Below are 12161 nucleotides of genomic sequence, written 5' to 3'. Positions count from 1 at the left end.
AGGGAAACGGAGAGATGGATTCATGGCAAAGGAAAAAATCGTGTTAGCCTATTCCGGCGGGCTGGACACATCAGTAATTTTGAAATGGTTAAAAGAAACCTACGATGCGGAAATTATCGCGTTCACAGCGGATATTGGACAAAAGGAAGAGCTGGACGGCCTTGAAGAAAAAGCGCTGCAAACCGGCGCATCCAAAATCTATATCGACGACCTGCGCGATGAATTCGCTAAGGATTTTATTTACCCGATGTTCCAAGCGGGCGCTCTGTACGAAGGACAGTACCTGCTAGGTACAAGTATCGCGCGTCCTCTGATTGCGAAGCGCATGGTTGATATTGCCCGCGCAGAAGGCGCAACGGCTATCGCTCACGGGGCGACAGGCAAAGGCAACGACCAAGTCCGTTTCGAATTGACGGCAGCAGCGCTTGCTCCGGAAATTGGTGTAATCGCTCCTTGGCGTCTCGAAGAGTTCCGCGAGCAGTTCCCGGGACGTGCTGAAATGATCGCTTACGCGGAGAAGCATGGTATTCCGGTTCAAGCTTCGGCTGCCAAGCCTTATTCGATGGACCGCAACCTGCTGCATATCAGCTTTGAGAGCGGCATGCTGGAGGATCCTTGGTTTGACTCCGCGGCTGAGTCCAATAAAGATATGTACGTACTGAGCGTTTCCCCTGAGGATGCTCCCGATCAAGCGGAATACGTAGAACTTGATTTTGAAAAAGGTGACTGCGTAGGTCTGAACGGCGCGAAAATGAGCCCACTTCAAGTCATGGAAGCCCTGAATGAGCTTGGCGGTAAGCACGGTATCGGCCGCGTGGATATGGTGGAAAACCGCTTCGTCGGCATGAAGAGCCGCGGTGTATATGAAACTCCGGGTGGTACGATCCTGTTCACCGCTCACCGCAAAATGGAATCGCTGACGATGGACCGTGATGTGATGCACCTTCGCGATTCCTTGATTTCCAAATACGCTACGCTCGTTTACAACGGTTTCTGGTTTGCCCCAGAGCGTCTGGCAATCCAAGCGCTAGTAGAAGAAAGCCAAAAGAACGTAACGGGTACGGTTCGTTTGAAGCTGTACAAAGGCAATATCATGGCTGCCGGCGTGAAGAGCCCTGTCAGCTTGTACAACCCGGATATCGCGACAATGGAAGCCGATCCTTCCAAAGCGTACGATCAAGGTGACGCTACGGGCTTTATCCGCCTGAACGCGCTGCGCCTGAAGGTTTCTTCCGGTGTGCAGCAGAAGGCGAACCAATAAGCAGATCAACATAGCAAATGCGCGGGCTTTCCCTCCGAGGAAAGCCTTTGGGCTGTATCGGCGGCTTGTCCGCCGCCGTGCCGCTCTAATGACGAGAGGAGAATGAATCGTGTCTAAGCTTTGGGGTGGACGATTTACGAAGCAAACCGACCAACTGGTCGAAGAATATACAGCGTCGATTATGTTCGACAAAGAGCTGGCTGAGGAAGACATCCAAGGTAGCTTGGCCCATGTCTCGATGCTTGGCAAATGCGGCATTCTGCCGGCTGACGATGTGGAGAAGATCAAAGACGGCCTGCACGCTGTACAGGGCATGATCCGCCGCGGCGAGTTGGAATATACCGTTCAGAACGAAGATATTCACATGAATATCGAAAAAACGCTGATCGACCTGATCGGTCCGGTCGGCGGCAAGCTGCACACCGGCCGCAGCCGTAACGACCAGGTTGCGACGGACATGCATCTCTACCTGCGCAAGCGCGTGGTAGAGTTCGTCGGGCTGCTCATCAAGCTGCAGGAAGCGCTGCTTGATCAAGCCAAGAACAATCTGGATACGATTGTTCCGGGATATACGCATCTACAGCGTGCGCAGCCGATTCTGTTTGCGCATCACATGATGGCGTACGTCAGCATGTTCCAGCGCGACCTGGAGCGCTTGCAGGACAGCTACAAGCGCATCAACATTCTGCCGCTCGGCGCTGGAGCGCTCGCCGGCACTACGTTTGCGATCGACCGCCATTTTGTGGCGTCGGAGCTTGGCTTCGACCGCGTGTACGAGAACAGTCTGGATGCGGTCAGCGACCGCGACTTCATCCTGGAGTTCCTCTCGAACGCGTCGATGATCATGATGCACCTTTCTCGCTTCTGCGAGGAAATGGTGCTCTGGTCCAGCACGGAGTTCGCCTTCGTTGAACTCGATGACGCCTTCTGCACCGGCAGCTCGATCATGCCGCAGAAGAAGAACCCGGACGTTGCTGAGCTCGTCCGCGGTAAGACGGGCCGCGTCTATGGCAACTTGTTCGGTCTGCTGACCGTACTGAAGTCGCTGCCGCTAGCCTACAACAAGGACATGCAGGAAGACAAGGAAGGCATGTTCGATACGGTTCGTACCCTGCAGGGGCGCTGCAATTGTTTGCCCCTATGGTTTCAACGATGAAGGTGAACAAAGACCGCATGAAGCAAGCAGTCAACCAGGACTTCTCGAACGCAACGGACATCGCAGATTACTTGGTGAACAAGGGTCTGCCGTTCCGTCAGGCGCACGAAGTCATCGGCAAGACAGTCCTGTACTGCATTCAAAATAAGAAATACCTCCTCGATATGAGTATCGAAGAGTTCAAGGGCTTCTCCAGCCTGTTCGAAGCGGACATCTATCAAGTCCTGCAGCCTGAACAGGTCGTCAATGCGCGTAACGTCTACGGCGGAACCGCAAGCAACCAAGTGTCCGCGGCCATCGAGCGGGCAGAAGAAGTGCTGAAGCAGGCCGACGACTGGTTCCAGACCTATTTGGCAAAGAGCAAATAAGTGAAAAATAACATCAACCTCCGACCCGCTGAATGCAGCGGTCCGGAGGTTTTCATTTGTTCAAATACTATTTCCCCATCACCGTAATCGATCCCGTATCCGTCCGCAAACGCACTTTGCTGTGTCCGTCTCCGATGGTGCCAGTCAGGGCATTACGGCCGTCTCGGTTAGCGGTGGCTCCTGGCACATCCAGATTAACCCTGCCGACATCGGAGGATAGATCGAAGAAGGCTGATGTAGGCTTCGCAGTCAGCTGAAGGTCAATGGAGCCGGTATCGGCATCCATTTCGACTTGTTCCCCCAGCTCTCTGAGCTTGGCCTGGATACTGCCTGTATCTGTCTTGATGGTGACGTTGCCTTGCGCATCACCGACTGTAATTCGTCCTGTATCACTTTCCAGGTGAAGCTTAGAGCCTTCAAAGCGGTCGAGCGCGATGCTGCCCGTATCCGTTACGGCGTGCAAAGATTCGGATTTGATATCCTTCAGCTGTAGGGACCCGACATCGGATGAGACGCTTATGGATTTGTACAGTTTGTTCGGCAGCGTGACTTCTGTGCGGAGTCTAGTATCGTGATGGGCGATCAAGTTCTTGAGTTCATTCAGGTCAAAGCCGAATTGAAAATTATTGCGCGGGTTATTACAGACGTTGACGGTCCAGGTGTCGGAACCTTCGGTTACCGCGTCAATCGTGCAATCCTTAGCTAACGTTTTACTCACTGTGCCGACAAGATGAACCGTGATGTCCTTGCCGTCAGACGGAATGAAGGTCATGCCGATAAAGTCGGTGCTGATGGACAGATTCTCAATCTGGGCGGCATCCATACTTTTTTCCACATCAATTTGTGTAATACCGGAGTCAAAATCCGTCTCTTTGAATGAGATGGCGGTTCCTACCAAACCTACAGCGAGACACAGAAAGCCAAGCACCATCCAAAATTTATAGCTTTTTTTCATGGATTAAGCCCCCTTGATTAGTTTCGCGTTGAATCGAATGTAGGATCCGGTGAGTTTGAAAAACCAATGGAACAACCAGGTAGAAGCGGAAGTCAGAATGAGCCCCAGACCAAAGCACGCTAGCATAGCGAACACGATGAGCCTCATGTCTTCTCCCGAACTGCCCCAAAGCGTGGCGACTACACCGATTACGGGTGCTACCAGCAAAGCAAATCCGGCTGCAAATAAGCCGATTAATGTTCCGAACAAACCGAACCATGGCCCGACGACAAAGATCAGATTAAAAAATCCAAGTGCAATACTGACGATAATCGCCTTGATACCTGTTTCTGCTTTGACTGCATGTGGATAAGGCGGTATATGCGTGTAGGTCGGTACGGAATGCGGTGGTGGCGGCGGGGCCGTTTGCGGGCCTTGTGAGCCTCCTGCATATTGGCTTGGAATAGGTTCATAGGAATAGGGAATCTCGGCTTTGGAGTACGTTTGCTTGAACGCTTCGGGAGCCGGATTTTTTGCATTCTCAGCAGACTGCTGTCGTATTCGAGCTTCAGCATCCGCTTGCTCGTGGGAGGACGCTGGGTTCTGAACTTGGTTTTGTGCATTCCAGCTAGGAATGCGAGGATAACCAAGCGACTCGGCAACATCATCCTCATGCTTACCGTTTTCTATTGCTTTTTGAAATAGTTCTTCATAGACAGACAATATATTTTGGCGTTCCTTCTCGGGGAGACCGCGTAATCGGTGGTTCAGTTCCTTGAAGTAATCCGCTTTACTCATGGTGCGATTCCTCCTTCAGCATTCCTTGATACTCCTAGAATAAAAGAAAAAGTCATAGTGACCTAGTATCTAGAGTCATATGACCTGTCATAATCTTTTGGAACCCGCTTGCTATCGAAAAGTAGGCCCTTTGACGCCGTCCTCCAGGAGCGGGCTGCCCGGCTCAGCGGGCTTTCCTTCATCGGGCTTGATATCGCCCGTATTGGCGGCGACAAGAGTGGGGACCGGAGAGTACCGATCCTTGGAGATCAGCTCCTTACCCACAACTACACCGTCTTGCTTTTTGTACCGATAGGTCTCTACGACATAACCCGCCTTTCCTGTGCTGATCGGTCTGGTTGTACCGCGGCGCAAGGACGGATTATGAACGTATTTGACCGGTGGCGATATCGTCGCTATGATTTTGGATTCGATCTCATAAGTCAGGGAGGAGGACATATGGCCAAACAACTTGACCGTCACATTCTGGCCTGTCGTGACCGTGCGTATCAGCAGATAGGAGTCCGTGTTGTTCCGAAACTTGAAATTAATATACCCACTTGCAAAAGTCGCATCCTGGCCTAGCGGCACGTAGCTGACGGGCAGCGAGTGATTGCGCCTTTCGACAATCTCAAGACCGCTTCGCAGCACGGCATTGTACAGCGTAGAGGACACTTGGCAAATCCCTCCGCCAATGCCCGGCACCAGTTTTCCGTTTAGAATGACAGGAGCTTCTTTATAGCCGAAGTGAGCTTCCGTTTGCTCAATGATTTTACTATAGTCAAATACATCATCTGGGGCTAAGAGCAGATCGTGGATGGTTGCGGCAGTGGATCTGATATTGTGAATCCGTCCCTCTCCGCTGGGGGGAACGATGTTGTGAACTGAGCGATTTTTCGTTCAATCTTTTGCTGCTTGAGTGAGTCAACCGTGACACTAGCCGGCTGCTCATAGAGAGGGATGGTAATTTGAAGTGTTTTCTGTTCCATGTACCCAGGTGTGACGGGTGGAATCAAGGAATCTAGCTGTTTTTTCAAAGTGACTAGATCAATTCTAGGAACACTGCGGTCAGGTTCATATTGAATGGTATCATCGGGATTGACGATTCGTCGTGCAGCAGTAGGTTGATGATCGTAGACTTCCTTCCATGATTGTTGAATGACTGCTTGAAGTTTGTTGGTGTCGATAGAGGCGGACATTGGAAGATCTGCATGACTCAACGACCATCTGGCGGAAATCCGATTGGCCATAGATCCGTGAAGTAAGCTCTGTAGGGCTCGATCAACTTGTTCTCTGTGTAGGACAATGCCCAATTGCTCTAAAGAGAGTGTTTTTCCTGTGATTTCTGGATTTGTTGATTGAAGCTGAACGGGAAGGGAAGAGATCTGTCTCCATCTCTGTTCTAACTGCTGTTCAAAGACTTCGTGTGGCATTCCTCCAGCGTTCCAGCCGGCAACCTGAAAGTGAGAGGGCAGCTTCTGTCCGCTTCCATAGGTATAAAGCGCGCCACCTGCAGCGCTAGCACTGACGATGACGATAGCTGCAAGCAGTAATATTTTTCGAGCAGGCGTTAAGTAGACGGAGTTGGACAACATGCAGCAGCGTCTCCTTTACAACTTAGGTACAGGCTGCAAGAAATTCGCAGCCTGTACTACTATTTGTATCGTGCTCTCGTCTATTTTATTACGATATTTGTTGACTCCGATGGTCTCAGACATGCCCTTCATTCATACTACTGAAGTTTGACAGGTAGGGGTGTAGCGCTTTTCTTAAAGGTGGCATCTCCGAGCTGTCCGGCTTGATTTTGCCCCCATGCAAACAGTTTGCCGTCCATCGTAACAGCTAGAGCATGATTATATCCTAGAGTGACAGCAGATACTTTCTGTAACCCTTCAATTTGTTCAGGAGTTGTATTCCAAACTGGGCTTTCACTTTCAATCTTCGCGCCTAGAATCCATGCCGTCCCATCTTTCTTCACTATGACCGTAGTCCAATCATTGGTTGTGATGGAGGAAACCTGCTGCAAGTCTTTAATTAGAGAAGGCTTAGTGACAGTATCAATCCCCTTTAAGCCGAGGGAGCCGAAGCCGTTGTTTCCCCAGCCCCATACGGTTCCGTCTTTCTTTATGACAAAATAATGATCCGAATGACCTGAGGAAAGTGCAGTAACATGAGTGAGTTCCTTCATTTGTACTGCTTGGTAGCTCTCATTTTGACGGTCGTTCGTATAGCCTGACCACTCCCATACAGTTCCATCACTTTTTAAAATATGCAGTTTGCCGTGCCCAACGGAAATATCTTTAGCTTTCTGAATATTTTCAATTCGGGTCACATTGTTAGTATACGGATATGGAAACCAGACCCACACGGTTCCGTCTTGATCTAATGCAGCGTTCAAATAGTCGGTTGAGATTTTAGTAATATGGTTTAATCCCTCAATTTTTTGAGGCGCAGGAAACTCAGATTTCCCTGTAATATCATTTAATTTCCTTCCCCAGCTCCATACAGTTCCGTCTTTTTTGAGTATGACGTCTCCATTTCCATATTGCGCAGATACAGCGGCGATTCCTTCCAAGTTGTTCATTACTTCCGGTTTATTGTCTCTTTCTTTTAACTTATACTCCGGTCCATATTCGCCTTGCGTAACCACCGTATCACGATCAGCTACATTGCCCCAGTACCAAACCTTCCCCTCCGAACTAGTGACAACATTGTGATAATCAGAGGAGCTTATTGCATACGCAGGATTTTTGTTCGATTCAATGCGCGGTGAGTCTGCGAATGTATGACTTCCGAGGGTTAGCGACAAAACGGTTGCAATCCATAATACTCGCCCTTTCTTTACAGTAATAAAGCTTCGTTTGGTTGGCTTCACTACAATCACTCCTTCGTTTATCCTAATTTCGATATATACATACCATAAAAATGGGAAAAAGTTTTGGTTAAATCCAAAATTTGTAAGATGGTTAAAGGCTTGCTGGTATTCATGCTTAAACTTACTAGCGCAGGATGCCTCAAATTCTCTCAAAAAATGATATAATGGGGGTGATGTGCACGAAATTTCTGGACGAAGTAAAGGATTTTCCGCTTTTATGTCGAAAGGATAAAAGCTATCTATATGATTGGATGTGATATTGTGATCGAAATGCAGGACGTATGGAAAACATACTCCAACGGCACTCATGCATTGCGAGGTATTGATATAAAGGTGGACCGCAATGAGTTCGTTTATGTGGTAGGTCCGTCCGGTGCAGGTAAGTCGACATTTATGAAATTAATGTATAGAGAAGAAAAGCCGACCAAGGGTCAAATCTTTGTGAACGGCTTTAACCTGGAGAAGCTGAAGCAGCGCAAAATTCCTTATGTACGCCGTAATATCGGCGTTATTTTTCAGGATTATCGTCTGCTGCCGAAACTGAGTGTCTATGACAATGTCGCTTTCGCTATGGAAGTCATCGAGGCTCCGAAGAAGCAGATCAAGAAGCGGACCATGGAAGTGTTGGAACTCGTGAAGCTCAAGGACAAGGCGCTTTCACTGCCGACCCAATTATCCGGGGGCGAACAGCAACGGGTGGCTATTGCCCGGGCAATAGTGAACAATCCATCCGTCATTATCGCCGATGAACCGACAGGAAATTTGGACCCCGATACCTCTTGGGGCATTATGAAGCTGATGGAGGAAATTAATTTCCGCGGCACGACAATCGTTATGGCCACACACAACAAAGAAATCGTCAACACGATGCGCAAACGGGTTATTGCGATAGAGAAAGGCGTCATCGCTCGTGACGAGCAGCGGGGGGAATACGGCTATGAAGATTAGCACGGCCGCTCGTCATTTCCGTGAGGGTACGCGCAACATTATCCGCAATGGGTGGATGACATTTGCTTCAATCAGCTCGATTGCTATTTCCTTGTTTATATTGGGGATTTTCGTTTTGATCACGCTCAATGTCAATGACATCACGGGTCAGATTGAGAAGCAGGTCGAGATTAACGTCTATCTGGAAGTGAATACGCCTCAAGATCAGGTAGCTTTGCTGCAAAGCCAAATCACGGGCATTCCTGAAGTGAAATCGGTCAAGTTCGTCTCGAAAGAAGAAGGGCTTATTTATTTGAGGGATAAGCTTGGCGAGAGCGGTAAAGCGCTGCTGGAAGGCTTTGAAGGGGAGAACAATCCGCTGAACGACGCATTCACGGTTGAAGTGGATGATCCGCATCATGTCGCGGCGGTTGCCGATAAAATTAGTGCGCTCAATCTGGGCAAAGATCCAAAGCCGATCTATAAAGTCAACTACGGCAAGGGCACGGTTGAAACCTTATTTAAGGTGACAGAGGTGATCCGCTGGGTAGGCTTCGGCATCGTGATTCTGCTTTCCTTTACCGCTGTTTTCTTGATTGCCAATACGATCAAAATTACCATTCTGGCGCGCCGCAAGGAAATCGCCATTATGAAGCTCGTAGGGGCAACCAATTCATTTATACGTTGGCCATTTTTCATAGAAGGAGCTTTGCTTGGTTTTATAGGTTCTATTATTCCCATCCTTATTATCTTGGGAGGGTACTGGAAGCTGTTAAATACAGGCTCCATCGATCTGAGCATGCTGATGATTAAGCTGACGCCGTTTGAACAGATTGCTCCTACCCTTACCCTGCTGCTCCTTGGCATTGGTATGGTGATCGGGATCTGGGGAAGCTTGATTTCGGTACGTAAGTTTTTGCGTGTGTAATGGTGCTTGTTTATTTTCAAAGTTTCATAGAAGGATCTACTAGGTTAGGAGGCTATGTGCTTGAAGAAAAAGATGTTGCCCACGTTGCTAACACTTGGAATTGTAAGCAGCCTTATGGTTCCATACGCTGGCTACGCCGCATCAGCAACGGAAAAGATCGACCAGCAGCTGTCTCAACTGAAGAAGAAAAAAGCGGAAATTCAACAGAAGGCGAACAATGCCCAACATCAAATTGTGAAAGTACAGAATGAAAAAGAGCAAACCACGAAAGACATCAAGACCTTACTTGCGCAAGTAGATGAAGCCAGTAAAACGCTGTCTGATTTGAACACACAGATTGACGATGTATCCGACCAATTGGAAGATAACGTCAAGCTGCTTGATGAAGCGGAAGGCAGGGTGGAGAGCCGGGACCAGATGCTGAAATCCCGCCTTCGGCTGATGTATATGAACGGGTTTGTTTCGTATATGGATGTGCTGATGAGCGCGACGAGCTTCTCTGATTTCTTGAACCGTCTGGAAGCCCTCAAGTCGATCGTGAACCAGGACAAAGAAATCCTGGAAGCGAATAAGAAGGACCGCGATACGGTGGAGCAAAAGAAAATCGAGACGGAGCAGCAGCTGGAAGAGGTCAAAGGCCTCTATGCCAAAGCGGATACAGCCCGCGACGAGCTTCAAGCAAAGGAAAAAGAAAAAGAAGTGAGAATCGCTTCGCTCAGTAAGCAGGAGAAAGAACTCGAGGAAATTTCCGAGGATAGCGAAGATCAGATCATTCAATTGGCTAAGCAGGAATCAGCACTGCAAGCCAAAAAGCGCGCTGCGGCAAATGCGAAGTCACCATTTACTTACTCTGGAGGCAAGTTCGGATATCCGCTGGCAACCCAGGCTACACTGACATCCGATTTTGTTATGAGGATTAATCCAGTTACAGGCAAATCAGAGAACCACAAGGGGATTGATTTGGCTGTGCCGAAGGGGACGGAAATCCGGGCGGCAGAGAATGGCTCCGTGATCTATGCTTCATGGATGAGCGGTTATGGGAATTGCGTTATTATTGATCATGGCAACGGAGTTTGGACTTTATACGGTCATATTATGAATGACGGCATTTATGTGAAGAAGGGCGATACGGTCAAGCGCGGTCAAAAAAATTGCGGGCGTGGGCTCCACGGGGCAATCGACCGGCAACCATTTGCATTTTGAAGTGAGAATCAATGAGAAGCCTGTAGATCCCAAACCCTACTTAAGATAGGACAACTTGGTTATAAAACGGGGGGCGCTTGTCATATACTAATCAGGCGAACTCGTTCCGAAAGGTGTAAGCCTTACGGGCATAAGGGGTTTTAAGGACAAAGGTGGTGAATCACGCTGTGCAGTTTAAAGGAAGAACGGTATTAGTATTCGTCATGCTATCGGTGATTGCGAGCAGCATGGTCACGTTAACATTTGCGAACCCATCGATACTTCCTCTGTGGGGAGACAAGCCGGCGGGGAGCTCTGCGGCTGCGGCTTCAGCAGCAAGTGGGCTGACGAATAAGGATTTGAGCAAAATCGCAACAACGTACCAGTTAATCGAGAGCAAGTTTTTGAAACAGACGGATCATGACACGGTCGTGAATGGAGCTATCAACGGCATGCTGGAGTCGCTCGAAGATCCTTTTACCGTGTACATGGATCAGAACGAAGCCAAGCAATTTGATGAAAGTATTACTTCTTCCTTTCAAGGAATAGGAGCGGAAGTATCCTCCGAGGATGGGAAGTTTGTCATTGTATCCCCAATTAAAGGCTCGCCGGCGGAAAAGGCAGGCATTCAAGCGCACGATGTGATCGTATCGGTGAATGGCGAGAAGCTGGATGGGCTGACGCTTAACCAAGCCGTTATGAAAATCCGCGGTCCAAAAGGGACGCAGGCGAAGCTGGATATTGTGCGACAAGGCGTAGGCGATCCGATACAGGTTATTGTCGTCCGCGACGATATTGATGTCGAGACGGTGTATGCCGAGATGCTGCCGGATAAAATCGGGAAAATCGAGATTCGTCAATTCTCCTCCAACACGGCTACCCGTTTTGCAGAAGAGCTGAAGAACCTTGAAGATCAAGGCATGAAGGGTCTTGTGATCGATGTGCGGAATGACCCGGGCGGTCTCTTGAACGTCGTTGTAGATATCGTGAATCCGTTCGTGAAGGACGGCAAACCGATCGTTCAGGTGGAGAACCGCGACGGTAAGCGCGAACCGACGCCTTCTACCGGCAAAGGTAAGGATTATCCGATTACGGTGCTTGTGAATAAAGGCAGCGCGAGCGCTTCTGAGATTCTGGCTGGGGCCTTCCAAGAGGCTGTGGGCAGTAAGATTGTTGGTGAAACCTCCTACGGCAAAGGGACCGTTCAGGTTACCTTCGAGAAGGAAATGGGCGACGGCAGTAATATCAAGATGACCGTGTACAAATGGCTGACGCCAAACGGCAACTGGATTCATAAGAAGGGTATCCAGCCTGATATTGCCGTAGACCAGCCAGCGTACTTCAAAGCGGCTCCTCTTTCTAAGAAATCGGTAATTAAGCCTGACACAACTAGCGATGATGTGGAAAATATGCAACTGATGCTGTCTGGACTTGGCTTCGCGCCGGATCGGACAGATGGCTACTTCAGTGACAAAACGGCACAGTCCCTCAAAGCATTCCAGCGAGTAAACGGGCTGCCGATGACTGGTGAAGTAGACACGGATACGGCGAATAAGCTGGAGAAAGCCATTCTCACAGAGATTCGCGATCCGAAGAATGATCTGCAATTAAAAGCTGCCGTAGCAGAATTGCAAAAGGAACTAGCGAAATAATTTTGCAAAGATACTGGAAAATAGACCGGTAAGGCAGGAAAACCAGCGAACTGGTCGAAATACATGTAGGAAGGCTGCGAGATTGGCGGCCTTCCTATTTT

11 protein-coding genes and 1 pseudogene are annotated in these 12161 nt (G+C 49.1%); 7 read left to right on the top strand and 5 right to left on the bottom strand.

Annotated features, from left to right (window positions below; translation table 11 throughout):
• The first annotated feature begins 22 nt into the window (after positions 1 to 22).
• Both L0M14_RS27200 and argH read left to right on the top strand, forming a co-directional pair.
• Positions 23 to 1261: an argininosuccinate synthase gene (locus tag L0M14_RS27200; protein ID WP_235119521.1), complete on the top strand. Its 1239-nt coding sequence runs from the start codon at positions 23 to 25 to the stop codon at positions 1259 to 1261.
• 109 nt (positions 1262 to 1370) lie between these two features.
• Positions 1371 to 2785, top strand: a pseudogene (argH, locus tag L0M14_RS27195) (argininosuccinate lyase).
• Positions 2786 to 2852: 67 nt separating this feature from the next.
• Here argH and L0M14_RS27190 read toward each other — a convergent pair.
• From L0M14_RS27190 to L0M14_RS27170, 5 genes are all read right to left on the bottom strand, one after another.
• Positions 2853 to 3740, bottom strand: coding sequence for a DUF4097 family beta strand repeat-containing protein (locus L0M14_RS27190; protein WP_235119520.1), 888 nt, complete (start codon positions 3738 to 3740; stop codon positions 2853 to 2855).
• 3 nt (positions 3741 to 3743) lie between these two features.
• On the bottom strand, positions 3744 to 4517 hold the full coding sequence (locus L0M14_RS27185; RefSeq protein ID WP_235119519.1) for an HAAS signaling domain-containing protein: 774 nt from the start codon (positions 4515 to 4517) through the stop codon (positions 3744 to 3746).
• A gap of 111 nt (positions 4518 to 4628) precedes the next feature.
• Positions 4629 to 5306, bottom strand: a complete 678-nt coding sequence (locus tag L0M14_RS27180; protein WP_235123045.1) for a VanW family protein — start codon at positions 5304 to 5306, stop codon at positions 4629 to 4631.
• Positions 5297 to 6091 (bottom strand): peptidoglycan binding domain-containing protein, encoded by a 795-nt coding sequence (locus L0M14_RS27175; RefSeq protein WP_235119518.1) that lies wholly within the window; start codon positions 6089 to 6091, stop codon positions 5297 to 5299. The genes L0M14_RS27180 and L0M14_RS27175 overlap by 10 nt, the downstream gene beginning before the upstream one ends.
• Before the next feature lie 137 nt (positions 6092 to 6228).
• On the bottom strand, positions 6229 to 7371 hold the full coding sequence (locus L0M14_RS27170) for an RCC1 domain-containing protein (RefSeq protein ID WP_235119517.1): 1143 nt from the start codon (positions 7369 to 7371) through the stop codon (positions 6229 to 6231).
• Between the two features lie 261 nt (positions 7372 to 7632).
• On the opposite strand from L0M14_RS27170, the gene ftsE reads away from it, so the two are divergent.
• The 5 genes from ftsE (at position 7633) to L0M14_RS27145 (ending at position 12060) form a co-directional block, all read left to right on the top strand.
• A complete protein-coding gene (gene ftsE / locus L0M14_RS27165) occupies positions 7633 to 8319 on the top strand; it encodes a cell division ATP-binding protein FtsE (protein ID WP_235119516.1) in 687 nt (228 codons plus the stop codon).
• Positions 8309 to 9226: a permease-like cell division protein FtsX gene (gene ftsX, locus L0M14_RS27160; protein ID WP_235119515.1), complete on the top strand. Its 918-nt coding sequence runs from the start codon at positions 8309 to 8311 to the stop codon at positions 9224 to 9226. Before ftsE ends, ftsX begins: the two co-directional genes overlap by 11 nt.
• Before the next feature lie 60 nt (positions 9227 to 9286).
• Positions 9287 to 10429 (top strand): murein hydrolase activator EnvC family protein, encoded by a 1143-nt coding sequence (locus L0M14_RS27155; protein ID WP_235119514.1) that lies wholly within the window; start codon positions 9287 to 9289, stop codon positions 10427 to 10429.
• Positions 10386 to 10478: a M23 family metallopeptidase gene (locus L0M14_RS27150; protein WP_235119513.1), complete on the top strand. Its 93-nt coding sequence runs from the start codon at positions 10386 to 10388 to the stop codon at positions 10476 to 10478. Before L0M14_RS27155 ends, L0M14_RS27150 begins: the two co-directional genes overlap by 44 nt.
• Positions 10479 to 10596: 118 nt before the next feature.
• Positions 10597 to 12060: a S41 family peptidase gene (locus tag L0M14_RS27145; RefSeq protein ID WP_235119512.1), complete on the top strand. Its 1464-nt coding sequence runs from the start codon at positions 10597 to 10599 to the stop codon at positions 12058 to 12060.
• Positions 12061 to 12161 lie beyond the last annotated feature (101 nt).

It is taken from the genome of Paenibacillus hexagrammi (assembly GCF_021513275.1).
Taxonomy (GTDB): Bacteria; Bacillota; Bacilli; order Paenibacillales; family NBRC-103111; genus Paenibacillus_E; species Paenibacillus_E hexagrammi.
Note: the sequence above shows the minus strand (reverse complement) of the source record. Positions and strands in the feature narration are given on the sequence as shown.